Annotated in this window: 24 protein-coding genes; 15 read left to right on the top strand and 9 right to left on the bottom strand. The window is 66.6% G+C overall.

Going from position 1 to position 25,155, the window contains the following annotated elements; all coding sequences use genetic code 11:
- Positions 1 to 8 precede the first annotated feature (8 nt).
- The 5 genes from LDJ84_RS01115 (at position 9) to LDJ84_RS01095 (ending at position 7,474) form a co-directional block, all read left to right on the top strand.
- A complete protein-coding gene (locus LDJ84_RS01115) occupies positions 9 to 881 on the top strand; it encodes an endonuclease/exonuclease/phosphatase family protein (RefSeq protein WP_038803481.1) in 873 nt (290 codons plus the stop codon).
- Positions 878 to 2,872, top strand: coding sequence for a diguanylate cyclase (locus LDJ84_RS01110; protein ID WP_226045776.1), 1,995 nt, complete (start codon positions 878 to 880; stop codon positions 2,870 to 2,872). Before LDJ84_RS01115 ends, LDJ84_RS01110 begins: the two co-directional genes overlap by 4 nt.
- A gap of 180 nt (positions 2,873 to 3,052) precedes the next feature.
- The gene (locus tag LDJ84_RS01105; protein WP_226045775.1) at positions 3,053 to 3,823 is read left to right on the top strand and encodes a DeoR/GlpR family DNA-binding transcription regulator; all 771 of its coding nucleotides are present in this window, start codon (positions 3,053 to 3,055) and stop codon (positions 3,821 to 3,823) included.
- Positions 3,824 to 3,835: 12 nt separating this feature from the next.
- Positions 3,836 to 5,671, top strand: coding sequence for a glutamine--fructose-6-phosphate transaminase (isomerizing) (gene glmS / locus LDJ84_RS01100; protein ID WP_226045774.1), 1,836 nt, complete (start codon positions 3,836 to 3,838; stop codon positions 5,669 to 5,671).
- A 498-nt stretch (positions 5,672 to 6,169) separates the two neighbouring features.
- On the top strand, positions 6,170 to 7,474 hold the full coding sequence (locus LDJ84_RS01095; RefSeq protein WP_024766812.1) for an MFS family transporter: 1,305 nt from the start codon (positions 6,170 to 6,172) through the stop codon (positions 7,472 to 7,474).
- Positions 7,475 to 7,487: 13 nt separating this feature from the next.
- On the opposite strand, the gene LDJ84_RS01090 is transcribed toward LDJ84_RS01095, so the two are convergent.
- Complete coding sequence (locus LDJ84_RS01090; RefSeq protein WP_226045773.1) at positions 7,488 to 8,960, bottom strand: MDR family MFS transporter; 1,473 nt, start codon at positions 8,958 to 8,960, stop codon at positions 7,488 to 7,490.
- Between the two features lie 361 nt (positions 8,961 to 9,321).
- On the opposite strand from LDJ84_RS01090, the gene cfaB reads away from it, so the two are divergent.
- Both cfaB and LDJ84_RS01080 read left to right on the top strand, forming a co-directional pair.
- Positions 9,322 to 10,509, top strand: a complete 1,188-nt coding sequence (cfaB, locus tag LDJ84_RS01085) for a C17 cyclopropane fatty acid synthase CfaB (protein WP_024766814.1) — start codon at positions 9,322 to 9,324, stop codon at positions 10,507 to 10,509.
- 130 nt (positions 10,510 to 10,639) lie between these two features.
- Positions 10,640 to 11,116 (top strand): GNAT family N-acetyltransferase, encoded by a 477-nt coding sequence (locus LDJ84_RS01080; RefSeq protein ID WP_226045772.1) that lies wholly within the window; start codon positions 10,640 to 10,642, stop codon positions 11,114 to 11,116.
- Here LDJ84_RS01080 and folE2 read toward each other — a convergent pair.
- Both folE2 and LDJ84_RS01070 read right to left on the bottom strand, forming a co-directional pair.
- Positions 11,113 to 12,000, bottom strand: a complete 888-nt coding sequence (gene folE2, locus LDJ84_RS01075) for a GTP cyclohydrolase FolE2 (RefSeq protein WP_226045771.1) — start codon at positions 11,998 to 12,000, stop codon at positions 11,113 to 11,115. The two genes, LDJ84_RS01080 and folE2, sit on opposite strands and share 4 nt — an antisense overlap.
- A gap of 69 nt (positions 12,001 to 12,069) precedes the next feature.
- Complete coding sequence (locus LDJ84_RS01070) at positions 12,070 to 12,471, bottom strand: hypothetical protein (RefSeq protein ID WP_065086381.1); 402 nt, start codon at positions 12,469 to 12,471, stop codon at positions 12,070 to 12,072.
- 128 nt (positions 12,472 to 12,599) lie between these two features.
- On the opposite strand from LDJ84_RS01070, the gene dksA reads away from it, so the two are divergent.
- Genes dksA through LDJ84_RS01055 form a run of 3 tightly spaced genes read left to right on the top strand, consistent with a single transcriptional unit; the run spans position 12,600 to position 14,860 of the window.
- A complete protein-coding gene (gene dksA, locus LDJ84_RS01065) occupies positions 12,600 to 13,004 on the top strand; it encodes an RNA polymerase-binding protein DksA (RefSeq protein ID WP_024766818.1) in 405 nt (134 codons plus the stop codon).
- Positions 13,005 to 13,025: 21 nt separating this feature from the next.
- Positions 13,026 to 14,228 carry a zinc metallochaperone GTPase ZigA gene (gene zigA, locus LDJ84_RS01060; RefSeq protein ID WP_037014261.1) on the top strand — a complete coding sequence of 401 codons (1,203 nt, stop codon included), beginning with the start codon at positions 13,026 to 13,028 and terminating at the stop codon, positions 14,226 to 14,228.
- Positions 14,228 to 14,860: a DUF1826 domain-containing protein gene (locus LDJ84_RS01055; RefSeq protein WP_065086383.1), complete on the top strand. Its 633-nt coding sequence runs from the start codon at positions 14,228 to 14,230 to the stop codon at positions 14,858 to 14,860. Before zigA ends, LDJ84_RS01055 begins: the two co-directional genes overlap by 1 nt.
- 137 nt (positions 14,861 to 14,997) lie before the next feature.
- On the opposite strand, the gene LDJ84_RS01050 is transcribed toward LDJ84_RS01055, so the two are convergent.
- Positions 14,998 to 15,354, bottom strand: coding sequence for a hypothetical protein (locus tag LDJ84_RS01050; protein WP_024766821.1), 357 nt, complete (start codon positions 15,352 to 15,354; stop codon positions 14,998 to 15,000).
- A gap of 76 nt (positions 15,355 to 15,430) precedes the next feature.
- Here LDJ84_RS01050 and LDJ84_RS01045 point away from each other — a divergent pair, with 76 nt between their 5' ends.
- The gene (locus LDJ84_RS01045) at positions 15,431 to 16,393 is read left to right on the top strand and encodes a CobW family GTP-binding protein (protein WP_226045770.1); all 963 of its coding nucleotides are present in this window, start codon (positions 15,431 to 15,433) and stop codon (positions 16,391 to 16,393) included.
- Positions 16,394 to 16,478: 85 nt separating this feature from the next.
- Entirely contained in the window at positions 16,479 to 17,501 is a 1,023-nt protein-coding gene (locus tag LDJ84_RS01040) for an energy transducer TonB (RefSeq protein ID WP_226045769.1), read from the top strand.
- 145 nt (positions 17,502 to 17,646) lie between these two features.
- Here LDJ84_RS01040 and LDJ84_RS01035 read toward each other — a convergent pair whose 3' ends face one another.
- The 3 genes from LDJ84_RS01035 to LDJ84_RS01025 form a co-directional block, all read right to left on the bottom strand.
- The gene (locus LDJ84_RS01035) at positions 17,647 to 18,150 is read right to left on the bottom strand and encodes a nucleoside 2-deoxyribosyltransferase (RefSeq protein ID WP_084358430.1); all 504 of its coding nucleotides are present in this window, start codon (positions 18,148 to 18,150) and stop codon (positions 17,647 to 17,649) included.
- A 2-nt stretch (positions 18,151 to 18,152) separates the two neighbouring features.
- Positions 18,153 to 19,235, bottom strand: a complete 1,083-nt coding sequence (locus tag LDJ84_RS01030) for a calcium:proton antiporter (RefSeq protein ID WP_065086387.1) — start codon at positions 19,233 to 19,235, stop codon at positions 18,153 to 18,155.
- A 101-nt stretch (positions 19,236 to 19,336) separates the two neighbouring features.
- Positions 19,337 to 19,828 (bottom strand): hypothetical protein, encoded by a 492-nt coding sequence (locus tag LDJ84_RS01025; protein WP_084358431.1) that lies wholly within the window; start codon positions 19,826 to 19,828, stop codon positions 19,337 to 19,339.
- A gap of 196 nt (positions 19,829 to 20,024) precedes the next feature.
- Between LDJ84_RS01025 and LDJ84_RS01020 the strand changes: the two genes are divergently transcribed.
- Positions 20,025 to 20,975 (top strand): adenosine deaminase, encoded by a 951-nt coding sequence (locus LDJ84_RS01020; RefSeq protein ID WP_038803473.1) that lies wholly within the window; start codon positions 20,025 to 20,027, stop codon positions 20,973 to 20,975.
- A 290-nt stretch (positions 20,976 to 21,265) separates the two neighbouring features.
- Positions 21,266 to 21,946 (top strand): SDR family NAD(P)-dependent oxidoreductase, encoded by a 681-nt coding sequence (locus LDJ84_RS01015; RefSeq protein ID WP_024766985.1) that lies wholly within the window; start codon positions 21,266 to 21,268, stop codon positions 21,944 to 21,946.
- Between the two features lie 222 nt (positions 21,947 to 22,168).
- Here the strand turns inward: LDJ84_RS01015 and LDJ84_RS01010 are convergent, their stop codons facing one another.
- Positions 22,169 to 23,083, bottom strand: coding sequence for a LysR substrate-binding domain-containing protein (locus LDJ84_RS01010; protein ID WP_226045768.1), 915 nt, complete (start codon positions 23,081 to 23,083; stop codon positions 22,169 to 22,171).
- A 64-nt stretch (positions 23,084 to 23,147) separates the two neighbouring features.
- Between LDJ84_RS01010 and LDJ84_RS01005 the strand changes: the two genes are divergently transcribed.
- Positions 23,148 to 24,077, top strand: a complete 930-nt coding sequence (locus LDJ84_RS01005; RefSeq protein WP_024766986.1) for an AEC family transporter — start codon at positions 23,148 to 23,150, stop codon at positions 24,075 to 24,077.
- 128 nt (positions 24,078 to 24,205) lie between these two features.
- Here LDJ84_RS01005 and znuA read toward each other — a convergent pair whose 3' ends face one another.
- Positions 24,206 to 25,147 (bottom strand): zinc ABC transporter substrate-binding protein ZnuA, encoded by a 942-nt coding sequence (znuA, locus tag LDJ84_RS01000; RefSeq protein WP_024766987.1) that lies wholly within the window; start codon positions 25,145 to 25,147, stop codon positions 24,206 to 24,208.
- Between the last annotated feature and the right edge of the window lie 8 nt (positions 25,148 to 25,155).

The raw sequence follows: 25,155 nt of genomic DNA, 5'->3' as shown, positions 1-25,155 counted from the left end.
CGATGACGATGCTGCGCCGGCGGACTCGTGAGCGTGTCGCGGGAGCCTGCGTCCCTCGGGTGAATACGGCCCAGGGGACTTCCGCCGGCCTGCCCGACGACGGCCGGCTGCGCCTGCTCAGCTTCAACATCCAGGTCGGCATCAGTACCGAAAGGTACCGTCACTACCTGACCCGCGGCTGGCAGCACCTGCTGCCCGCCGCCGGTCGCGCTACCAACCTGCAGCGCATCGGCGAACTGCTCTCCGACTACGACGTGGTCGCCCTGCAGGAAGCCGACGGCGGCAGCATCCGTTCCGGCAACATCAACCAGGTCGAGCACCTGGCACAGCTCGGTGCCTTCCCCTACTGGTACCAGCAGCTCAACCGCAATCTCGGGCGCATCGCCCAGCACAGCAACGGCCTGCTCAGCCGCCTGCAGCCCACTGCGCTGGAAGACCACCCGCTGCCCGGCCCGCCCGGCCGCGGCGCGATCCTCATGCGTTTCGGCGAAGGCAAGGACGCGCTGGCCGTGGTGATGATGCACCTGGCCCTCGGCGCGCGGACCCGCACCCGCCAGCTCGCCTATATCCGCGAGTTGCTGCAGGACTATCGCCACCACGTGCTGATGGGCGACATGAACACCCATGCCACCGACCTGCTGGAAAGCTCGCCATTGCGCGACCTCCAGCTCATCGCCCCGCAGGTCGAGGCCACCTTCCCCAGCTGGCGTCCGCAGCGCTGCCTGGACCACATCCTGCTCAGTTCCGAGCTGGCGCTGGAACGCGTCAGTGTCCTCCCGCACCCGATTTCCGACCACCTGCCCGTGGCCGTGGAAATCCGCCTGCCGGATGCCCTGCGTTCGTCCTCGTCGCTCGCCTTGCGCGGCGAGGCCCCTGAATGAGTCGCGACGACGACCAGCGCTGGAAACAGAAGTACCTGGATAACCTCGAACAGCAGGAGAAGCTCGAGCGCCGTTGGGATGCTCGCCTCGACCTGCTGCGTCGCGGCCTGGTGCGCAGCAGCCTGGCGGCCGAAGGCAGCGACAAGGCGGTGGACGCCTGCATGAAGGAGCTGCGCGAAGTGCTGCGCCGCGACGACATGGACGCCGGCCTGTCGCGCCTGATCCCGCAGCTGGAAAAGGCCGTGCTCGACTCCGAGCAGCGCCGCCAGCAGCGCATCGAGCAGAATGTCGCTGCGCTCAGCCAGCTGTCGCAGCAACTGCTGTCCCTGGACATGCCGGGTGACGTGCGCAAGCCGCTCAAGCGCCTGTCCAAGGACATTCCCAGCCGTGGCAGTTCCTCCCGCGAGCTTCCCGCGCTGCTGGGCGAACTGAGTCGTCTGCAGCGCCAGGTGCTGGATCATTTCGGCAACGGTGGCGGGGAGCAGCGCCCCGGTTTCCTGCAGCGGCTGTTCGGCAGCCGTGACGGCGATGAGGTGGAGGAGCCGAACTCGGCATCCAGCACACCAGCCACCCCTGCAGACAGAACGCCGGTGACGGAAGCGGCGGTGGTTCTTCCACCGGCCAACGAAATTCCATCTGCTGCACCTGCACCTGCATCTGCCGAGGCGGCCGTCGTTGCAACGGCGGCCGAGCACGTCGTGGCGCAAGTCGAAATGGCTCCCCGGGTGGTAACGCCGGAACCTGCCGCCGCGCCTTCGCCGGTCGTGCGATCGGAGCCTGCCGCCGCTGCGCAGGTCATCGACAGGCCGACTGCAGTAGAGTCAGCCCGCCACGATGATTCCAGCCTGCTCGACAGCCTGCCGGTACCGCCGGGGTTGTTCGGCACGCCCGAAGACGCGCGCCAGGCCAATGACCCCTACGCCTTGCCGCCTCGTCCGGAGCCCGGCTACAGCGCGGTGGCGCCGCATATCGAGGCGAGCCTGCTACGCCTGCTGGACGAGATGCACCTGCCGGCCGCCCAGCAGGTCCAGGCCGAGGCGCTGCGTTCGCGGATCCACGGCAGCCTCAACTGGTACGAACTGGTGCCGGTGCTGGATGACCTGGGCGTCCTCGTACTCTCGCTCAACGACAGCGGCCAGCACGAGTTCGAAGGCTACCTGCACCAGCTCAACGAACGCCTGGGGGCTTTCCTCGACGGCCTGCAGGCCGTCCAGGAGAACCACAGCGGCTCCAGCTCCAGCGCCCGCGATCTGGACGATAGCCTGCGCGAGCAGGTCAGCGGGCTGCAGGAAAGCGTGCTGGAGGCCACTGACCTGGAGGGTCTCAAGCGCCATGTCGAGTCACGCCTGCAAGGCCTGGTCGGCACCATGGACCGCTTCCGCGAGGAGCGCGAGGTCCGTGAGCGCGAAGTAAGCGAGCGCATCCAGTCACTGGTGACCCGTGTCGCCAGCATGGAAGAGGAGGCCCGCACCTTCCAGGCGAACATCGAGGACCAGCGCCAGAAGGCCATGACCGACGCCCTGACCGGCCTGCCAAACCGCGCCGCGCTCACCGAGCGGTTGGACCTGGAAGTGGCGCGCTGGCAGCGCTACGGCGGCGACCTGCTGCTGGCGGTGCTGGACGTCGATCATTTCAAGCGGATCAACGACGACTTCGGCCACCTCGCCGGCGACAAGGTGCTGAAGATCATCGCCAACGAACTGGCCAAGCGCGTGCGCAAGACCGACTTCATCGCCCGCTTCGGCGGCGAGGAGTTCGTCGTGCTGCTGCCCGCCACGCCGCTGGAAGGCGGACAGCAACTGCTCGACGTGCTGCGCGGCGCCATCGAAGCCTGCCCGTTCCACTTCAAGGGGGAACGATTGAGCATCACCTGCTCGGCGGGCCTCACGGCCTTCCGCGAAGGCGAGCGCGCCGAAACGGTATTCGAGCGAGCCGACCAGGCGCTGTACCGTGCCAAGCGCGGCGGGCGTAACCGTCTCGAAGTCGACTGAGCACACTGCGTTTCCTGCAGGAGCGAGCTTGCTCGCGAACCCCGGCACCGCCGGTGAGTATCGCGAACGGGGCTCGCTCCTACAGAAGATCGCTTCCGTTCGTGCCAGAAAATCTTGACGAACGAAACAACATAGGTTTTGATTCGCACACTTATCTTTCGAATCGAAACTTAATCGTTCATGTCGAAACGCAATACCCCCCAACGCCGCCACGACATCCTGGCGCTGCTCGCCGACCAGGGCGAGGTCAGCGTGGACGACCTCGCGCGCCGCTTCGCCACCTCCGAGGTGACCATCCGCAAGGACCTGGCCGCCCTGGAAGGCAACGGCCTGCTGCTGCGCCGCTACGGCGGCGCGGTGCCGATGCCCCATGAGCTGATCGCCGAGCCGAGCCAGCCGCTGTCGCGCTACAAGCAGGCCATCGGCCGGGCAGCAGCCGCCTGCATCCGCGAGCACGCGCGGATCATCATCGACTGTGGCAGCACGACGGCCGCGCTGATCCCGGAACTGGGCCGCAAGCCCGGCCTGGTGGTGATGACCAACTCCCTGAGCGTGGCCAATGCCCTGCGCGAGCTGGAGCGCGAACCGGTGCTGCTGATGACCGGCGGCACCTGGGACCCGCATTCCGAATCGTTCCAGGGCCAGGTGGCCGAACAGGTGTTGCGCTCCTACGATTTCGATCAGCTGTTCATCGGCGCCACCGGCCTGGACATCGAGCGCGGCACCACGACCTTCAACGAACTGCTGGGCCTGAGCCGGGTCATGGCCGAGGTCGCCCGCGAGGTGATCGTCATGGCCGAGGCCGACAAGCTGGGCCGGCGTATTCCCAACCTGGAGCTGCCCTGGAGCAGCGTCCAGACCCTGATTACCGACGAACGCCTGAGCGATGAAGCGTTCGAACTGATCCAGGCGCGCGGGGTGAAAGTGATCCGCGCGCGCTGCGAAGACTAAGGAGACCAAACCATGTGTGGAATCGTAGGCGCCATCGCCGAGCGCAATATCACCCCGATCCTCGTCGAAGGCCTCAAGCGCCTGGAATACCGTGGCTACGACAGCGCCGGCGTGGCGGTGATCCAGGCTGACGGTGCGCTGGACCGCCGCCGTCGCGCAGGCAAGGTTTCCAGCCTTGAGCAGGCCCTCGAAGAGCAGCCGCTGCTCGGTCGTTTGGGGATCGCCCACGTTCGCTGGGCCACCCACGGCGCGCCGACCGAGGCCAACGCCCACCCGCACTTCTCCCGTGGTGAAGTGGCCGTGGTGCACAACGGCATCATCGAGAACTTCGAGCCCCTGCGCGAAATGCTCAAGGCGCGTGGCTACGAGTTCACCTCGCAGACCGACACCGAGGTCATCGCCCACCTGTTGCACCTGCGCCTGGGCGAGCTGGGTGACCTGACCGTCGCGCTCAAGGCCGTCGTCAAGGAACTGCACGGAGCCTACGGCCTGGCGGTGATCAGCAGCAAACAGCCGGACCGCATCCTGGCCGCCCGCAGCGGCAGCCCGCTGGTGGCGGGCCTGGGCCACGGCGAGAACTTCCTCGCCTCCGACCAGCTGGCGCTGCGTCAGGTGACCGACCGCTTCATCTACCTGGAAGAGGGCGATATCGCCGAGATTCGTCGCGACGGCCTGCAGCTGTGGGATGTGAACGGCAACCCGGTGCAGCGCGAGGAAGTGCGCTACCACGAGGGCGCCGAGGCGGCCGACAAGGGCGGCTACCGCCACTTCATGCTCAAGGAAATCCACGAGCAGCCGGCCGTGGTGCAGCGCACCCTGGAAGGCCGCCTGGGCAGTGGGCAGGTGCTGGTGGACAACTTCGGCCCGCAGGCCCGCGAGCTGCTGGCCAAGGTGCGCACCGTACAGATCGTCGCCTGCGGCACCAGCTATCACGCCGGTATGGTCGCCCGTTACTGGCTGGAAAGCCTGACCGGCATTCCCTGCCAGGTCGAAGTGGCCAGCGAATTCCGCTACCGCAAGGTCGCGGTGCACCCGGACTCCCTGTTCGTCACCATCTCCCAGTCCGGCGAAACGGCCGATACCCTGGCCGCGCTGCGCTATGCCAAGGAGCTGGGCTTCCTCGCAAGCCTGGCGATCTGCAACGTCGCCACCAGCTCGCTGGTGCGCGAGTCGGACATGACCCTGCTGACCAATGCTGGCCCGGAAATCGGCGTCGCCTCCACCAAGGCCTTCACTACCCAACTGGTCGCCCTGCTGCTGCTGACCCTCGGCATCGGCCAGGTGCAGAAGCGCCTGAACGACGGCGTCGAGGCCGAGCTGGTGAACGAGCTGCGCCGCCTGCCGACCCATCTGGAAGAAGCCCTGTCCATGGACAAGGTGGTGGAGAAGATCAGTGAGCTGTTCGCCGAGAAGCACCACACGCTGTTCCTCGGTCGTGGCGCCCAGTACCCGGTGGCAATGGAAGGCGCGCTGAAGCTCAAGGAGATCTCCTACATCCACGCGGAGGCCTACCCGGCCGGCGAGCTGAAGCACGGCCCCCTGGCCCTGGTGGACGCCGACATGCCGGTGGTGACCGTGGCGCCGAACAACGAGCTGCTGGAGAAGCTCAAATCCAACCTGCAGGAAGTGCGCGCCCGCGGCGGTGAGCTGGTGGTCTTTGCCGAAGGTGGCAGCGGCATCAGCGACGGCGAGGGTACCCACGTGGTGGGCATGCCGGCGATCCACGACTGCCTGGCACCGATCCTCTACACAGTGCCGCTACAGTTGCTGTCCTACTACGTCGCCGTGCTCAAGGGCACCGACGTCGACCAGCCGCGCAACCTGGCCAAATCCGTGACGGTGGAATAAGCGCGCAGGCGCCAGGAGAAAGGTCCCTTCGGGGGCCTTTTTTCGTTTCAGGGTGCTGGAATTCGAGAAGGGAGTGTGGGGGAAGATCAACATTCCCCCGGTGCCTGCACGTCCGGGGGTGTGGACGGGGCACCGAGGCCAGGCGGCTTGAGCCGCTACACGAGGGGAATGGAAATCGACCTTGTCTTGTGGACAAGGTCGGGCTCCGGCCCTGCGAGGGGTACCTGACAAGTCTCCCGCAGGGTGGGGAGCGGGCCAACGATAGAAGCTGGCTACTGGCCGGTCAATCGGAAACGACAAACGCGCGTTTGTGAGTGTCCGATATTCGAACCGAAAGGCCCGGTCCAGGCCGCGAACTTCGTTAGCCGGCTATCGGAAGCGTCTATACTGTTTCTGATTGTGTCAGTGAAAAATGCCTGGCGGCAATTCGCTGGCAAGGGCGGCGAGGGAGTTCCGTCCTCACGTCCGGGATGCAGTTAAACCGACAAGAGAATCCCCATGAACGCACCTGCCGCACCGCAGTATTCCGCCCACGAGCGCCGCTCGCGCATCCTCGCCATCGTCGGCGCCTCGTCGGGCAACCTGGTGGAGTGGTTCGACTTCTACGTCTACGCCTTCACCGCCCTGTACTTCGCCCACGCCTTCTTCCCCTCGGACGATCCGACGGTGCAGTTGCTCAACACCGCCGGGGTTTTCGCCGCCGGCTTCCTGATGCGCCCCATCGGCGGCTGGCTGTTCGGCCGCATCGCCGACAAGAAGGGCCGCAAGACCGCGATGATGATCTCGGTGCTGATGATGTGCGGCGGCTCGCTGGCCATCGCGGTGATGCCGACCTACGCCACCATCGGCGTCGCGGCGCCGGCGCTGCTGTTGCTCGCGCGGCTGTTCCAGGGGCTGTCGGTGGGCGGCGAGTACGGCACCAGCGCGACCTACATGAGCGAAGTGGCGCTCAAGGGGCAGCGCGGCTTCTTCGCCTCCTTCCAGTACGTGACCCTGATCGGCGGCCAGTTGCTGGCCGTGCTGGTGGTGGTGATCCTGCAGCAGTTGCTGACTACCGACGAGCTGAAGGAATGGGGCTGGCGGATTCCCTTCGTGGTCGGCGCCATCACCGCGGTGATCGCCTTCTACCTGCGCCGCTCGCTGAACGAGACAGCCAAGGAAGCCAACCTCAAGCGCAAGGAGTCGGGCACCCTCACCGAGCTCTTCACCCACCACAAGCGCGCCTTCTTCACCGTGCTCGGCTTCACCGCCGGCGGCTCGCTGATCTTCTATACCTTCACCACCTACATGCAGAAGTACCTGGTGAACACCGCCGGGATGGACGCCAAGGTGGCCAGCGGCGTGATGACTTTCGCGCTGTTCTGCTACATGTGCATGCAGCCGCTGTTTGGGGCTCTGTCCGACCGCATCGGCCGCAAGACGTCCATGCTCTGGTTCGGCGCGCTCGGCATGCTCTGCACCTGGCCGATCCTCGCGGCGCTGAAGACTGTCAGCAGCCCCTATGCGGCGTTCGGCCTGATCATCCTGGCCATGGCCATCGTTAGCCTGTACACCTCGATCAGCGGCCTGATCAAGGCGGAGATGTTCCCGCCGCAGATCCGCGCCCTGGGCGTGGGCCTTTCCTACGCGGTGGGTAACGCCATCTTCGGTGGCTCCGCCGAGTACGCTGCGCTGGGACTGAAGAGCATCGGCATGGAGGACGTGTTCTACATCTATGTCTCGGTCATGTGCGGCGTGGCGCTGCTGGTCTGCCTGCTGCTGCCGGACCTGCGCAAGGTCAGCTACCTCAACGACGAGGACTGACCCGCGCCATTCGCTAATCGTTGCTCCGGCCGCGCAGTGCGTGGTCGGGCAGCGACAGGGCGATCAACAGGGCCAGGGCGCCGAACCCGGCGTTGATCAGGAACAGGTGCCCGAATACCCCATCCAGCACCAGCCGCTGCGCTTCATGGCCGTCGCCGCTCAGGCTGGCCAGCAGGGCGCTGGCCGACAGGCCATGGCCGGCGTCGCCTGCCAGCGGTTGCAGCATCGCCAGCAGCAGGGCCGACATCAGTGCGATTCCCACCGCACCGCCCAGTGAGCGGAACAGCGTGATGTTGCTGGTCGCCACGCCCAGGTGCTTGGTCTCGACCGCGCTCTGCGCCGCCACCAGGCTGGTGGGGAATTGCGTGCCGGCGGCAATGCCGGTGAGCAGCATGCAGACCCCTGAAAGGAAGTATGCGCTCGGCGGCGTCAGCGCCAGGCCGGCAATCGCCAGCGGCATCAACAGTCCGCCGCCGACGATCTGCGGCTTGTAGCGGCCGATGATCGCCGTGAGACGGCCGCAGCAATACGCGCCGATGGGCACGCCCATGGCCAGCGGCAGCAGGTGCAGCGCGGCGCTGTCGGCGCCCGCGCCGGTCACCGACTGGAAGCGCAGCGGCACCAGCACCGACAGCGAGATGACCTGGAAGCTGGCGAAGAAGCTGATCAGCCAGCTCAGGGTGGCCGCGCGAATACCAAACAGGTGCATCGGCACCAGCGGCTCCGGCGCTCGGCGTTCCTGCACGACGAAGAGCGCGACCAGCACCAGTGCGGCGGCGAATAGCGCCAGCATCTGCGGATCGTTCCAGCGTGCGCCCTGGCCGACCTCGGTGATCGCCAGCAGCAGGCTGCCCAGGCCGGCGATCATCAGCATGGTGCCGAGGTAGTCGATCACCGGCTTGCGCCCCGGCACCGGCAATCCGCGCAGGGACCGGCGGGATACCGCGAGGGCGACCAGTCCCACCGGCAGATTGATCAGGAACACCCAGCGCCACGACAGGTATTCGGTGAGCAGCCCACCCAGCACAGGGCCGGCGATGCTCGCCACCGCGTACATGCTGCTGAAGTAGCCCTGGTAGCGGCCGCGTTCGCGGGGCGGGACGATGTCGCCGATGATCGCCTGGCTCACCGACATCATGCCACCGGCACCGATGCCCTGCAGGACTCGCGCGATGACCAGTTGCTCCATGCTCTGGGCGGCGCCGCAGAGCAGCGAAGCGAGGGTGAACAGGGCGATGGCGAAGAGCATCAGCACGCGGCGGCCGTAGAGGTCGCCGAGCTTGCCGTAGATCGGCATGGAGATGGTCATCGCCACCATGTAGCCGGAGATGACCCAGGCCAGCAGGTCGAAGTCGCCGAAGCCGGCGGAGATCGCCGGCAGGGACACGGCGACGATGGTCTGGTCGAGCGCACCGAGGAAGATCGCCAGCATCAGCCCCACCAGCACGGTGCGGACTGCCGGTCGCGGCTCGGAAAAGGTAGTCAAGACAGCCCCCTTCACTTCAGAGGATCTCCGTCCGGGAGGCGGGCGGAGGGCCCCCAGTGTAGTGCAATGCAACGGCCATCTGTCACAGCAGCGTCATCGTTGCGGGGCAGTAAAGGCTCTATCTCGGTGCTGGCAAGGATGCTTCCCGAATCCGCTGCTACGCTTGCGTAGCGAACTATTCTTCCATTGCAGCCTGCGGATTTTCCGGGAACGCACACCTTCGCAATGGGCTCCAATGCAAAGGAACCGGCACGTCCCGCGGTGGCCGGCGCCACGATAGTTTTTATGCGGGCCAGGCCATAGGGGAAGACTATGGGTACGCTGGTCTATAGTTTTTCAGCCCTGTGACCAGGAGGTATGCATGAACGCCAACCTGCCCTCTGAGTTGCTGTCCCTGCAGTTGCCGCTGCGTATCCGCATCGGCGAGGCCCAGGCTTTCGACCTTGGGCCCGATCCGCAGGTGACGCTCGTCGTTCGCGATCCGACCCTGCTGGCTGAGATCACCCATCCCAGTCTCGATATCCTCGGTCGCGCCTACGTCGAGAAGCGTATGGACATCGAGGGGCCGATCGGTGAAGTGATCGCCACTGCCGATGCCTTGAGCAGCGCGCTGGGCGACGACGACGACGGCGATGCCCACTACGTTCGCGAAAGCCACGACAAGGCCACCGACGCCGAGGCCATCCATTACCACTACGACCTGTCCAATGCGTTCTACCAGCTCTGGCTCGACCCGGAGATGGTGTACTCGTGCGCCTACTACGAGACCGGCACCGAGGACCTGGCCACGGCCCAGTTGGCCAAGCTGCGCCACCTGTGCCGCAAGCTGCGGCTGAAGCCGGGCGAGAAGTTGCTCGATGTCGGCTGCGGCTGGGGCGGGCTGGCGCGCCTGGCCGCGCGAGAATTTGGCGTGCAGGTGCACGGCATTACCCTCAGCGAGGAGCAGCTCAAGCTCGGTCGCGAGCGGGTCAAGGCCGAGGGCCTGGAACACCAGGTGACGCTGGAGCTGCTCGACTACCGCGACCTGCCGCGTGACGGCCGCTACGACAAGGTGGTGAGCGTCGGCATGTTCGAGCACGTCGGCCACGCCAACCTCGGGCTCTACTTCCAGCAACTGTATGATGCGGTGCGCCCGGGTGGGCTGGTGATGAACCACGGCATCACCTCCAGCCATACCGACGGCCGTCCGGTGGGGCGCGGCGCCGGGGATTTCATCGACCGCTACGTGTTCCCCCATGGCGAGCTGCCGCACCTGTCACTGGCCGTGGCGCGCATGAGCGAGGCGGGACTGGAAGTGGTCGACGTCGAAGGCCTGCGCCTGCACTACGCGCGCACCCTGGACTTCTGGAGCGCCAACCTCGAAGCGAAGCTGGCCGAGGCGGCAAAGCTGGTGCCCGACCAGGCCCTGCGCATCTGGCGCCTGTACCTGGCCGGTTGCGCCTATGGCTTCAAGAAGGGCTGGATCAACCTGCACCAGATTCTCGCCAGCAAGCCCTATGCGGATGGCGGCCAGGAGGTCCCCTGGAGCCGGCGCGACATCTACTCCTGAGTCTTTTCTGCCCCTGCATCGGGCCCGCTTCGGCGGGCTCGATGCGTTTCTGGCGCGGGGCAAAAAGCTTGCATCGAGGAGCACGGGGAGCTAAACCCCCTGTCCCCACTGGCTCTTTGGTAGATGAATCATGGTGAACTTCTTCCCGGACCTATCCCTCGTCGAATTGTCGCCCGCACAGGCGCCCTGGTCCTTGCTGCTCAAGGCCGACCCCAGTCGCGATCAGATCGAGAGCTATCTGTACGACTCCCGCCTGCTGGCGCTGAACGAGGCGGACTCCGTGCGCGGCGTCCTCACGCTGACGCCGCGCGAACCCGGCGTCGCCGAGATCACCAGCCTCGCGGTGGAAGATGAATGGCAGGAGCGTGGCCTGGGCCGTCGCCTGCTGCTGGCCGCCATCGAGCAGGCGCGCGACGCCGGGCTGCAGCGCCTGACCATTGCCACCGGCAACTCCAGCCTGGCGCAGCTCGGCCTGTACCAGCGGGTCGGCTTCCGCATCGTCGGTATCGATCCGGATTACTTCGTGCGGCATTACCCCGAACCGATCTTCGAAAGCGGCATCCAGTGCCGCGACCAGATCCGCCTGGCGCTGGACCTCGCCGACTAGTCGCGTTCCCAGCGACTCACCGCCACCGCATCGTGGGCGTGCAGGCTTTCCGCATGCACCACACGCACCTCGAAGCCCGACACCTCTTCTCGCGGCACCAGCGCCCGGTGCAGCCGGCGTGCGGCGTCCTCGCAGAACATCAGGTTCTGCCCGTTGGCCAGGGCGAAGGCCTGCTCGTCGGCACGCTTCACCGCCGTCTGCACGGCGGTGCCAAGGGCGTCTTCGGCGTGATCGATCAGCTCGCTGAAAGCGAATGCCGTCGCGGCTGGGGCGAGTCGCAGGTGCAGCCGGGCCTCGCTGCGCTGGCTGTGCGGCGTGGCGACTATGCCCTGCGGGCTGCCGAGCCAGGCACGTACCTCGCTGGCTTTCAGCGGGCGGCCGGCGAAGTCGGCGTCGAAACGCTCCTGGATCAGTTGGCGCGCCAGCGCCGCCGAGCAGGGGCAGGTCGAGGAGTAAGGCAGGGTCAAGCGCAGCTCCAGTTGCATCGCGTCGTCTTCCAGTTGCGCGTGGATCTCGCAGGGGTAGCGCTTCCAACCGCTCAGCGGGCTGACCAGCGCCGGGCGCCGCAGCATCAGGTCGAAACGCAGTGCCAGGCTGGAGCGTCGGGACAGCTGCGCGTGGCTGCGCAGGAACTGTCTGAGCAGGTCACGTAGCAGCATCGGCGAAAGCTCGGTTTCTGCCAGTGCTTCCAGCGCCAGATACAGCCGCGACATGTGGATGCCGCGCGCATCGGCTTCGTCGAGGCTGACACCGGCGTCGGCGTATGCGGCGACTCGCTCGCTGGCAATACGCAGCGGCACGGCGATGCCCTGCATGCCGACCCAGTCGAGCGGGATGGGCAGGCGGGTGGATTGGCAGGCGATGTCGGGAAGCAGGGTGGTCATGGGCGGGTCACGGCTGGCAATTGTTATAATATAACGTATTTGCTTCCCGGCGATCCCGCAATGGGTTCTTCAGCGCTCCTGCTGCTTGCAGCCGCTCACGCGCCCGCAGGTCAGCCGGGCGCTGTCGCCTGACGAGCTGCTGAAGCGGCTGACGTTGGTCCAGCCGATGCCGCGGCTGGTACCGACCCATACCTGGCCGTCGCTGGCCACTCCGCTGAAGAAGGTCAGGCTGCCGTAGCGCGTGCCGGTCTGCGCCCAGCGCCGGCCGCTGCTCGCCTCGAAGCCGCGCAGGTAGGTGTCGTGGCCCTGGGTGGCGACGCTGTAGAGATTCCCCGAACCGTCCATGCAGGCCAGCACCGAAGCCGACCAGGCGCAGCGCGCCGGTTCCTCGCCGGGAAAAGGCAGTGGCGCGGAACCGCTGGCGTGGGCGAAGGGAGCGAACAGGCAGAGCAGCAGGGCGCGGCGCAGCATCGAAGGTCTCGGCGGGCGGGTGGAGCGGAACATCGGTATCGCACGTCGTCGGGCGGCTGTCGATTCCCGATTGCGGGCAATGCATCGTTATAATATAACATAAAGATCACGCCCTTCCGGAGACGGTCATGACCGAACAGGAACTGCTTGCCCAGCCCGGCGAGGCCTACATGAGCGAGGCGCAACAGGGCTATTTCCGCGCGCTGCTGCTGGACCAGCGTGACGAGTTGCAGGGGCGCATCGACGAGGAATTCCAGGCGTTGCAGGACACCGAGCGGGCCAGCGATGAGGCCGATGTCGCCAGCCGCGAGGAGGCACGCCAGTGGCAACTGCGTCTGCTGGAGCGCGAGAAGAAGCTGCTCGACAAGATCGACCAGGCGCTGGAGCGCCTGGCCCGGGGCGACTACGGCTGGTGCGAGGAAACCGGCGAACCGATCGGCCTGCGCCGCCTGCTGCTGCGCCCCACCGCCTCATTATGCATCGAGGCCAAGGAGCGCCAGGAACGGCGCGAACTGCACGTCCGCGAAGCCTGATTTCCCTGGAGTCCCACCGTGATGAATGCGCCACTTCCCGTAACTGTGCTGTCCGGCTTCCTTGGCGCCGGCAAGAGCACGCTGCTCAACCACGTCCTGAAGAACCGCGAGAATCTCAAGGTCGCGGTCATCGTCAACGACATGAGCGAAATCAACATTGACGGCCGCGAGGTGCAGCGCGACGTCAGCCTCAACCGCGGCCAGGAACGCCTGGTGGAGATGAGCAACGGCTGCATCTGCTGCACCTTGCGCGAAGACCTGCTGGAAGAGGTCAGCCGCCTCGCCGGCGAAGGCCGCTTCGACTATCTGCTGATCGAGTCCACCGGCATCTCCGAGCCGCTGCCAGTGGCCGAGACCTTCACCTTCCGCGACGAGCAGGGCCGCAGCCTGTCGGACCTGGCTCGGCTGGACACGCTGGTCACGGTGGTCGACGGGCTGAACTTCCTCGCCGACTACCAGGGCGCCGACAGCCTCGCCGAACGGGGTGAAACCCTGGGCGAGGACGACGAGCGCTCGCTCAGCGACCTGCTGGTGGAGCAGGTGGAGTTCGCCGACGTGATCCTGGTGAGCAAGATCGACCTGATCGGCAGCGCCGAGCGCGACGAGCTGCTGGCGATCCTGCGCAGGCTCAATCCCGACGCCGATATCCAGCCCATGGTCATGGGCCAGGTGCCGCTGGCGCGCATCCTCGACACCGGCCGCTTCGACTTCCAGCGCGCCGAGCGAGCGCCGGGCTGGCTCAAGGAGCTGCGCGGCGAGCACCTGCCGGAGACGGAAGCCTACGGCATTTCCTCCAGCGTCTACCGGGCGCGCAGGCCCTTCCACCCGCAGCGCTTTCATGACTTTCTCGCCCGGCCCTGGAGCAACGGCCGGTTGTTGCGCTCCAAGGGCTTCTTCTGGCTCGCCAGCCGCTACCGCGAGGCGGGCAGCTGGTCCCAGGCCGGTGGCCTGATGCGCCACGGCCTGGCCGGACGCTGGTGGCGCTTTGTCCCGCGCGAACACTGGCCACAGGACACCACCGAGCTGCAGAGCGTCCTGCGCCACTGGCGCGAGGACAGCGGCGATTGCCGCCAGGAGCTGGTATTCATCGGGCAGAACCTGGACTTCCAGCGGCTGTTCGGCGAACTGGACCATTGCCTGCTGGATGACGAGGAAATGGCCGCCGGCACCACCGCCTGGAAACGCCTGCCCGATCCCTTCGAACCCTGGGAGGCCGGCGCCTGATGCTCGCCCTCGAAACCCCGGCCTGGCCGCGGCAGGTGCTTGGCGGCGATCCGCAGGTGCTCGCCGAAGTGCTCAAGGAAGACGTCAATCTGGCTGTCTGGCAACGCACGCTGTACCCGGAGATCAGCACCTTTGCCGGTTGGTTGAGCGCCCAGCCGCTGGACCTGACGCAGAGCCTGGATGTGCTCGAGGAGCGCGTCGAACTGGGCGACCTGCTGCGCCAGTACGCCATGCTTGAGGGTTGCACGCTGTTTCGCAGCGACCTGCAATGGCTGGCCGAAGCCTTCGCCTGCCTGACCGGCGCGCAGCGTATCGGCCTGCGCCTGCGCAGCCTGGACAAGGCCATGTGCCCGCGCTTCCACGTCGATCACGTACCGCTGCGTCTGGTCACCACCTATGCGGGGCCCGCCAGCCAGTGGCTGGAGGAGTGGGCCATGGCCCGCGCGCGGCTGGGCGACGCGGCGGCCGAACCGGCCAGCCGGGCGGAGATCCGCCAGATGGCGGCGGGTGACGTAGGCCTGTTCAAGGGTGAGAAATGGGCCGGCAATCTTGGCTCCGGCATCATCCACCGCTCGCCGTTGCCGGCACCCGGCGAGCGCCGCCTGCTGCTCACGCTCGACTGGCTGGGTTGAGCTGTCGCCCGGGCAAAAAAATAGGCCGCCCGGGGAGAGCGGCCCAATTCACCAAGATCATGTCCGGCGTGGGGCGCCGGGAGGGTGTGAGGTACCCGGGGACAGTAGGCCCGAAGCGTGTGACAGGGCGATGACCGTTACTGGGGTTTGCGCCAGTGGCCGTTGCTCTGCTGCTCGCAGAACGGCTGGAGAATGCGCGCATCGCTGGCCACGCCGTAGTAGTGGATGTCCTGACGATAGGGCACGCCCTGGGTCTGGGCGTTCTCGCAGACGCCGAAGGCGCCGCTGGGGCAGTTTTCGGCGTAGGTCACCTCGACCTTCTGGTCCTTCAGCTGCGGCTGGCAGAAACCCTCGCGGAAGAGTTTTTCCGGGATGGTGCGGTTCTGCTGGCAGACCTTCACGTCGACCTGCTTGCCCTGGGTATGCACCACGCAGGCCTCGCCGTGGGCGAACAGGGGCAGGCAGGCGAGAGCAAAAGGCAGCAACAGGCGCATGATCGATCCGGGGTGGCGAGGGGAAGCCGCGACTCTAGCGCTTTTCCCGGCGAGCGTCAGGCGGCACCATGGGCGAATGTTGAAGCAGATCCCGACTCATCTCATCGCCGGCCCCCTCGGGGCCGGCAAGACCAGCCTGCTGCAGTCCTTGCTGGCGCAACGTCCCGCAGGCGAAAGCTGGGCGGTGCTGGTCAACGAATTCGGCCAGGTGGGGCTCGACGCCGCGCTGCTGTCCCGCGACGAGGACGGCATCGCCCTGGGCGAGGTCGCCGGTGGCTGCCTGTGCTGCGTGAATGGCGCGCCGTTTCAGGTCGGCCTTGGCCGGCTGCTGCGCAAGGCGCGGCCGCAGCGACTGTTCATCGAGCCGTCCGGCCTCGGCCATCCTGCGCAACTGCTGGCGCAACTGCGTGCGGCGCCCTGGCAGGGCGTGCTGGCGGTGCAACCGATGGTGATGGTGCTCGATGCTGCCGCACTGGCGGTCGGCCAGCCCCTGCCCGAAGCGCAGCAGCAGGCGCTGGGCGAGGCGGCGCTGCTGGTGATGAACAAGTCCGAAGCCCTGGATGGCGCGGCGCGTGCGGCTCTGGCCGCGCAGCTGCCGGACGTGCCGTTGTGCTGGACGATCCAGGGGCGTCTGTCGCTGGGCGAGCTGCCAACGACGCCAACTGAACCGGCGGGCGCTGATTTGCCGCAGGGTGCCTCGCCTGGTGAACCTGCGATCCTGTTGCGCCGTGAAGCCCCTCTGCGCCAGGTGCGAGTGGACGACGGCCGACAGTCGGTCGGCTGGCGCTTCCACCGAGACTGGCGCTTCCGCACGGACGAACTGGATGCCTGGCTGGGCGGGATTTCCGGCCTGCTGCGGGCCAAGGCCGTGCTGCATGGCGAAACCGCCTGGCTGGCCTGCAACCGCACCGTCGGTCCGGCGCCCTGGACGCCCAACGCGTGGCGCAAGGACAGTCGGATAGAGCTGATCCTGGCCGCCGAAGCCGATCCGCAGGCCCTGCAGGACGGCCTTTTACGCTGCGCCATCGCACCGATCTGACGGATAAGGTTGCCCTCGCGCAACTAGTGAATGATAATAATTATCAGCAGATACTGCTTCGTGAACTCTTCCCGCAGGCTTTCTCATGTCGTTACCCCAACCGCGCAAGGCGGCGGACGCCAGTCCAGCCGCAGACGCTGAGGAACAGCTGTTCACTTCCGCCACGGCGGATGACGGCGCCCATTTGCCCAGCGTGAATGCCCAGCGCGTCAATGAGGCCACCCTGCGACTCGTCAGTTGTGCCGGCCCCCGCCGCGACGAGGACGTGGTTACCGAAGAGGTCCTGATCCCCTACGCGGCGCCGGTCGAAGGCGTGGAAGACGGCGAGCAGCCCCCGCCCCTCGGCGGCTGGTGGAAGTCCTCGGGCCTGGCGATCGCCATGCACCTGGCCATCGTCGCCGCGCTGGTCTGGGTGATGCCGACTCCGGCGGAACTGAATCTGGGCGCCGGCGAGATGCCCAAGGCGATGCAGGTGAGTGTCGTCACCCTGCCGCCCAAGCCGGAAGTGCAGCAGCCGCCTGCTGCCGCGCCGACTCCGCCGCCGCCGGAACCCGAGCCGCCCAAGCCCATCGAGCCGCCCAAGCCGGTGGAAAAGCCCAAGCCCAAACCCAAGCCGGTCGAGAAGGCCGTGCCCAAGGTGTCGCCCAAGCCCAAGCCGAAACCCAAGCCCGAGCCTGACCCGGAACCGGCCGAGGAAACCGCCGCGCCGCCGACTCCGGCCGCCCCGCCGCCGCCCGCCGCGCCCACCGTTGGCCAGTTCACCCAGGGTGCCCAGGCCGCGCCGACCGGTTCGCAGGGCCCCGCCGGCCTGCCCACCGGCAGCCTGAACGACAGCGACATCAAGCCACTGCGCATGGACCCGCCGGTCTATCCGCGCATGGCGCTGAACCGTGGCATCGAAGGCCGGGTGAAGGTGCTGTTCACCATCACCAGCGATGGCCGCATCGCCGATATCCAGGTGCTGGAGTCCTCGCCGCCGCGCATGTTCGACAATGCCGTGCGCGACGCCATGGACAAGTGGCGCTTCGAGCCCCGCGTCAGTGGAGGCCGCATCGTCGCCCGCCAGGCGACCAAGGTGTTCTTCTTCAAGCTCGAAAAACGTCGCTGACTATCATTGCGAGCCCAACAAAAACGCGCCCCTGGGCGCGTTTTTTGTTGCCGGCAATTCGCTGTGCCATGACGAGGCACAAGAGCGGCCCCCGCCCGCAAGGGCATCCAACGCGATGCGGACCTATCGCAAACCGAGTCCACTGCTACGAAAGCAACTCTTCCCGCAGCAACTCCAACGCTTCCCGCGCCCCTCCCACGGCGATCTTCGCCGGCACGCCGAGCATCAGGTTCAGCGGCAGGCCGAACCCCTCGATCTGATTGCCGTCGCGATCGCGACCCGGCTGGTCACCCTTCCATTCGCAAGGCAGGCGCTCGGTGCAACTGCCGCCTTCATCGATGTAGCCGAACAACGGCTTGCCCAGCGCAGCGGCGTAGCCCAGTTCGAAGGCGGTGCCGCTGTCCGGTTCGGCGCCGCGGAATGGGTTGAGATTGGCCAGCACCGCGTCGGCCTGGTGGATCAGCTCGAGGTTGGCCTGGTAGATCCAGCGGGCCTGCTCAACCGGCTCGACGATGCCCTCGGGCACCGAATGATCCAGCGGATAGAGTCCCTGCACGCCGAACTCGGTGCACAGTGCCTTGAGCCGCTCGCCCTGCTCGACGGCGTCGGGGCGGAACACGTCGGGGCCGGCGAGGTACAGCTTGAGCATGCTCAGAGTCCCATGAACGACAGCATCAGGAAGGTGGCGAACAGCACGAAGTGGGTCATGCCCTCGATGGCGTTGGTCTTGCCGTCATGCAGGTTGTAGCCGGCAACCATCAGGGTGATGAACATCATGCCGGTCTGCAACGGGGTCATGGCCATCTGGATCGGCTGGCCCTTGAACAACGCCAGGGCCTCGATCACCGGCACGGTGAGGATCACGGTCGACAGCGACGCGCCCAGGGCGATATTGACCACCGGCTGCATGCGGTTGGCCATGGCGGCGCGCAGTGCGGTGAGAATTTCCGGGCTGGCGGAGATCGCCGCCACCAGCAGCGCCGGCACGATGGGCGGCACGCCGCTGCCTTCCAGGCCGACGTCCAGGGCCTTGGACATCACCTCCGCCAACGCGCCGATCAGTACTACACCGACCACCAGCAGCGCCATGGACTGCTTGCTGTTGCCGGCCGCCTCGTGGCCTTCGCCCTGCTCGCCATGGGTGGCGTAGTTGTAGCTGAAGAAGTAGCTGTGCTGGCCGGTCTGCATGCGCAGGAACAGCGCGTAGAGCATGACCATGCAGCCGATGGTGAAGAAGGAGTAGAGCTTCCACTGCTCGGCCGGTATCAGCTCCGGCACCACCATGGAGATGCCCACGGCGGTGAGGATCATGGTCACGTAGGTCTTGCCCGAGTCGTCGTTGTACGACTGCTCACCGTGCTTCAACCCGCCGAGCAGCGCGGCCAGGCCGAGGATGCCGTTCATGTCGAGCATCACTGCGGCGTAGATGGTGTCGCGAGCCAGGGTCGGGGAATGGTTGTGGCCCATCATGATCGCCAGGATCACCACCTCCACCAGCACCGCCGCCAGTGTCAGGATCATGGTGCCGTAGGGCTCGCCGACCTTTTCCGCGAGGATTTCGGCGTGGTGCGCCACGCGCAGCGAGACGCTGATGATTACCGCCAGCAGCGCGGCCGCGGTGAGCCCCGCGAGCATCTTGCCGCCACCCAGCAGGCTGTGCTCCAGCGGGTAGACCGCAATCGCCACCAGCAGGGCGAGGAGGAGGAATTTTTCTTCTTTGAGCGCGCGCAGCATCGAGGGGGATGTCCATTCCGTAAGAAAGCGAGAGCGCCATCTTAGGCAATGGACCGGAGGCGCACCAGCGACCTGCCGATCGCCGTCGCCGACTCGTTAGCTCAGTGGGGCAGGTCGGCGCGCTCGACGAATTGCTTCTGCGCCGCCAGGACCTGGTCGGGCAATACGCGCAACGCCTGGTACGCGTCGTCGAGTTCCTGCGCGAGCGCCTCTTTCCTTGCCTTGTCGCTGGATTCCGCATAGCGCCTGAGTTGCTGGTAGTAACCGATCTGCCGTTCGTAGTAGCGCGACAGGCTGCTGGCGTAGCGGCCGGCATCCTCACCGTGCGGCAGTTGCTGCACCTGGTTGAGATCATGTTCGAGTTCGACGATGTGGCCAGCCGGGCTTTCCACCGCTCGCGTCGCGGCGACGGCACCGCCGGAGTCGAAATCGCCTTTGCTCAGTCTTCTCATGTCCCGATCGATGCGCTGCACGTTATGCAGGAAAGCGGGGGTCACCACCTCGTTGTACCTAAAGTCGGAGGAAGACGAGGCGTCGCAGGCGGCCAGGGCTAAGGGCAGCAGAGCCAGTACGGCCAGCAGGGTCTTGTTCATGGAACGGGCTGCTGTGGGGGAGGTGCTGCGATTCTAGAAAGGGGACCGGTCGGAAGATTTCGCGGATATCTGTCTTTTGCGTCAGAATTATCTCTGTCCACGCATGCCGGGGCCTGTTGCCCCGCTGCCAATTGCTTGCCGGATCAGCCTGTGTGCCAATGTTGGCGCCTGATCCACCCATAACGAGACCTCCCCCATGTACGACTGGCTCAATGCCCTGCCCAAGGCCGAACTGCACCTGCACCTGGAGGGTTCGCTGGAGCCCGAGCTGCTGTTCGCCCTGGCCGAGCGCAACAAGGTCGCCCTGCCCTGGGGCGACGTCGAGAGCCTGCGCAAGGCCTATGCGTTCAACAACCTGCAGGAGTTCCTCGATCTCTACTACGCCGGCGCCGATGTGCTGCGCACCGAACAGGACTTCTACGACCTGACCTGGGCGTATCTGGAGAAGTGCAAGGCGCAGAACGTCATCCACGTCGAGCCGTTCTTCGACCCGCAGACCCATACCGACCGTGGCGTGCCCTTCGAGGTGGTGCTGCGCGGCATCCAGGGCGCGCTCAAGGAGGGTGAGAAAAAACTTGGCATCCGCCATGGCCTGATCCTCAGCTTCCTGCGTCACCTGTCCGAGGAAGAGGCGTTCAAGACCCTCGACCAGGCCATGCCGTTCCGCGACGCCTTTATCGCTGTCGGCCTGGACAGCTCCGAAGTCGGCCACCCGCCGAGCAAGTTCCAGCGTGTGTTCGACCGCGCCCGCAGCGAAGGCTTCCTGACCGTTGCCCACGCCGGCGAAGAAGGGCCGCCGGAGTACATCTGGGAAGCCCTGGACCTGCTCAAGATCGAGCGCATCGACCACGGCGTGCGCGCCATCGAGGACGAACGGCTGATGCAGCGCATCATCGACGAACAGATCCCGCTGACCGTCTGCCCGCTGTCCAACACCAAGCTGTGCGTGTTCGACCACATGCGCGAGCACAACATCCTCGACATGCTCGAACGTGGCGTGAAGGTGACGGTGAACTCGGACGACCCGGCCTACTTCGGCGGCTACGTCACCGAGAACTTCCAGGCCCTGCATGAGCATCTGGGGATGACCCAGGAGCAGGCGCAGCGGTTGGCGCAGAACAGCCTGGATGCGCGGTTGGTGAAGTAGGCGTTTGAGGGTTGGCCCCGCTGCGGGGCCAACCCTCACCCCAGCCCTCTCCCGGAGGGAGAGGGCGTCGATTGTGCCGGCTGACACCGTGCTGCCACTTCGCTGCAGACAGTCCCCTTTACCTCTGAGCGGGGCGCGCAGCCAGGGTCAGGGTGAGGGCTGTGCCTAGCGCGAACCTGCCCGGAAATCCCCCGTCCCGATCCGTCCCCTCATCTGGCGCCCGCGACCTTTCACGCCGGGCCTGCTAACCCTATAAGTGCGCCTCCCACTTCTTCGCGAGGAAGCACCACATGAACAGGATCGTCGCCATCACCGGCGGCTTCGGCCATCTGGGCAGCGTGGTCGGCCAGGCGTTTGCCGATGCCGGCTGGCAGGTCGCCCTGCTCGACCGTGCCGTCGGCCCGCGTTATCCACAGGCCGGGGCGCTGTCCATCGGCGGTATCGACCTCACCGGTCCTGCCGCCGCCCGCGCGGCGCTGGAGCAAGTCAACGAGCACTTCGGCGGCCTCGATGCGCTGATCAACGTGGCCGGCGGCTTCCACTGGGAAACCCTGGCCGACGGCGACGTCGACACCTGGGACCTGATGTACCGCATCAACCTGCGCACCGCAGTGGTCTCCAGCCAGGCCGCCCTGGGCCACCTGAAGACGCGCGGGCGCGGGCGCATCCTCAATATCGCCGCAGCAGCGGCCAACCGCGCGGCGTTGGGCATGGGCGCCTATGCGGCGTCCAAGGCCGGTGTCATGCGCCTGACCGAAGCGCTGGCGGAAGAGCTGAAGGACGCACGGATCACCGTCAACGCGCTGATGCCGAGCATCATCGACACCCCGCAGAACCGGGCCGACATGCCCGATGCCGAGTTCGACCGCTGGGTGCGGCCGGAGCAACTGGCGGCGACCCTGCTGTTCCTCGCCTCCGATGATGCGGCGGCGATCACCGGCGCATGCATTCCGGTGACCGGGCGGGTGTGAGCGGACACCCCTGTGTCATTTTCTGGAATATTTGTGCCTGCGTTTCCCCCTCACCCCAGCCCTCTCCCCAAGGAGAGGGTGCTGTCCGTGCCGGCTGACGCCAAGCTTTCGTCCTTCACCGAGTGGTCCCCTCTCCCTTTGGGAGAGGGTTAGGGTGAGGGATGGCCTGAGCGCAGGATCGCCATGCCTGCAATCGCGCGTGTGGCGCGCTCCTGAAGTTGTCTAGACCGCACCCGCGCTGCGCAGAAACGCCGCCAGGCACGGGTTGTCGTTGTGCGGGCTCCAGGCCGCGCCGTACTCCACCTGCGGCGAGTCCGCGATGGAACGGAAGGCCACGCCGGGCAGTTGCATGCGCCGCATCGAGTCGGGCACCAGCGAGACGCCCAGCCCCTCGGCGACGAGGTTGACGATGGTCTGCTGCAGGTGCGTTTCCATGCGTACGGACGGGGCGAACCCATGCTGGCGACAGCAATCCATCACCGACTCGTGCAGCGCCGGCGCCGTGGCGGGCGGGAAAGTGATGAAGGGCTCGCCGGCCAGCTTCGCCAGGTCCAGCTCGGCGGTCTGCGCCTGCGGATGAACCGTCGGTAGCACCGCGCACAGCGGCTCGCGTTGCAGGGTGCGGTAAAGGCGCTGGCCCGGCTCGCGCTCGGGGAAGGTCAGGGCGACGTCCACTTCGCCGTTGTCCAGCGCCGGGCCGAGGTCGCGGGGCAGAACCTCGTTGAGCACCAGTTTCACTTCCGGGTGGCCATCGGCGAAGGCCTTCAGCAGGCGCGGCAGCAGCGTCCAGGCGGCGAGCATGGTGAAGCCGATCCGCAATTCGCCACGCTCCCCGCGCGCGGTGGCACGGGCAGCGCGCACCGCGAGATCCAGGCCCGAGAGCAAGGCGCGGGCGTGCTGCTGGAAATCGCGGCCGGCGGCGGTCAGTTCCACCGAGCGGGAATGCCGGGCGAACAGCGGAGTGCCCAGCTCTTCCTCCAGCGCGGCAATCTGCCGGCTCAGCGGCGGCTGGGTGATGTGCAGCGCCTCGGCGGCACGGCCGAAGTGCAGGTGCTCGGCGAGGGAGAGGAAATAGCGCAGCTGGCGGAAGTCGATCATCGATACGGGAATGGTATGGATGGGCGCCCTAGTAAGCATTGGACGGTATCGATTGGCAACCCTATGCTCGCGTGCCGCCCCCGCTTCTCCAGGTTTCCCTGCCATGCACACCGTCTTCGCCGTCGTCCTGCCGATCTTCGCGCTGATCCTGGTGGGCTGGCTGTGCCGACGCAGCAACCGCCTCGGCCCGCAGGCCGCGTCGGAGGTGAATAAGCTGGTGGTCTGGCTGTGCCTGCCGGCACTGCTGTTCAAGGTCACCGCCACCACGACCTGGGCGGAAATCTGGCAACCGGGCTTCCTTGCCGCCTTTACCGGCGGCTGCCTGCTGGTTTTCTTCGCCACGCTGGCCTGGCGCCTGCTGCAGGGCCGGCCGTTGCCGGCGGCGAGCATCGACGGGCTCAGCGCGTCCTACGCCAACACCGGCTACATGGGCATCCCGTTGTGCCTGCTGGTGTTCGGCCAGGATGGCCTGGAGCCGGCGCTGATCGCCTCGTTGCTGGTCGTCTGCGTGCTGTTCGCCATCTCGGTGGTGTGCATCGAGGTCGGCCTGCAAGAGGAGAAACACATTGGCCGCGCCGTGTGGGTAGTGACCAAGGCGCTGGGCAAGAACCCGCTGGTGGTATCGCCGATCATCGGTGGGCTGTGGGCGCTGACCGACATCGGCCTACCGGCGCCGCTGCTGCATTTCCTCGACATGCTGGCTGCCGCGACCACGCCCTGCGCGCTCGTGTCCCTGGGCCTGTTCCTGGCCCAGCGCCAGGAAGGCGAGCAGGTCGGCGCCTGGCCGCTGGTGGCGATCAAGCTGATCGGCCAACCTCTGCTCACCGGCTTCCTCGCCTACAAGGTCTTCGACCTGCCGCCGCTGTGGGCCGATTCGGCGCTGCTGCTCAGCGCACTGCCCACTGGCACCGGGCCGTTCATGCTCGCCGAGTACTACCAGCGCGAGGCGGCGGTGGTGTCGCGGAGCATTCTGCTGTCCACCCTGGGTTCGCTGGTGACGCTCTCGCTATGTCTTCTCTGGATTGCCCGATAGCTGGCCCCGGCTAGCGGACGCAGCCACCATGCTGTCAAGCGCGAGGCGAACCTATCGCGGACGGAGTCCGCTCCTGCTCTCGGGGCAGGCCTGGAGTAGCCCCGAGTAAGAGCCCCGGCAAGCCAGACTCAGAGCTTCTCCAGGCACCCCGCGAACTCATCCGCCAGATTGCCCAGCAGATGTTCGTAACCCTGCGCATCCACCTTCACCCCCACGCCCAGGTCATCCAGCTCGGCCAGCCGCACCGGCAGGCCCTGGCTCAGGGTATCGGCCAGGCGCGGGCGGATCGGCGGTTCGCTGAAGATGCAGGCCGGGCCGGCCTTCTGCAGCTGCGCGCGCATGGCCGCGACATGGCGGGCGCCCGGCTGAACGTCGGCAGACACCGCAAAGACACCGGCGTGTCGCAGGCCGTAGGCCTCCTCGAAGTAATCGAAGGCCTCGTGGAAAACGAAGAACGGCTTGCCCTTGAGTGGATCCATGCGCTGCTTCAAGCGCGTATTCAGTGTCTCCATGCGTTCGTCGAAGGCTTTCAGGTTGGCCTGGTAGCGGCTGGCATTGGTCGGGTCGGCGATGGCCAGGTCTTCGGCCATGCGCGCGGCGATCACCTGGGCGTTGGCCGGCAGCAGCCAGAGGTGGGCGTCGATCATGCCGGGACGGTGGTCGTGATCATGGCCAAGGTCGTCATGATCGTGGTCGTCGTGGTCCGGGTGGTTCGACTCACTGAAATCGGCAAACTTGCGCAGATGCATGCCGGCCTGGTCCTGCACGGCCACGCTCGGGCCCTTGCGGCTGTCCAGCACCTTGGGCAGGAAGTTCTCCAGGTCCGGGCCGACCCAGTAGAACAGCTGCGCATCGCGCACGCGGCGGATGTCCGAGGGGCGCAACGAGTAGCTGTGCGGCGAGGCGCCCGGCGGCAGCAGCACGTCCGGCGTCCCTTCACCGTCCTGGATGGCAGCGGCGATCAGTTGCAGCGGCTTGATGCTGGTCAGCACGCTGACCTCGGCACGCACGGGGAGGCTGAGCAGCAGCGCGCAGCAGGCGGTCAGCAGGGCGACGGGACGGAAGGACACGGCGGCAC

It is taken from the genome of Pseudomonas sp. HS-18, assembly GCF_020401845.1.
In the GTDB taxonomy this organism is placed as follows: Bacteria; Pseudomonadota; Gammaproteobacteria; order Pseudomonadales; family Pseudomonadaceae; genus Pseudomonas; species Pseudomonas nitroreducens.
This window is presented reverse-complemented; position numbering and strand designations above follow the sequence as displayed.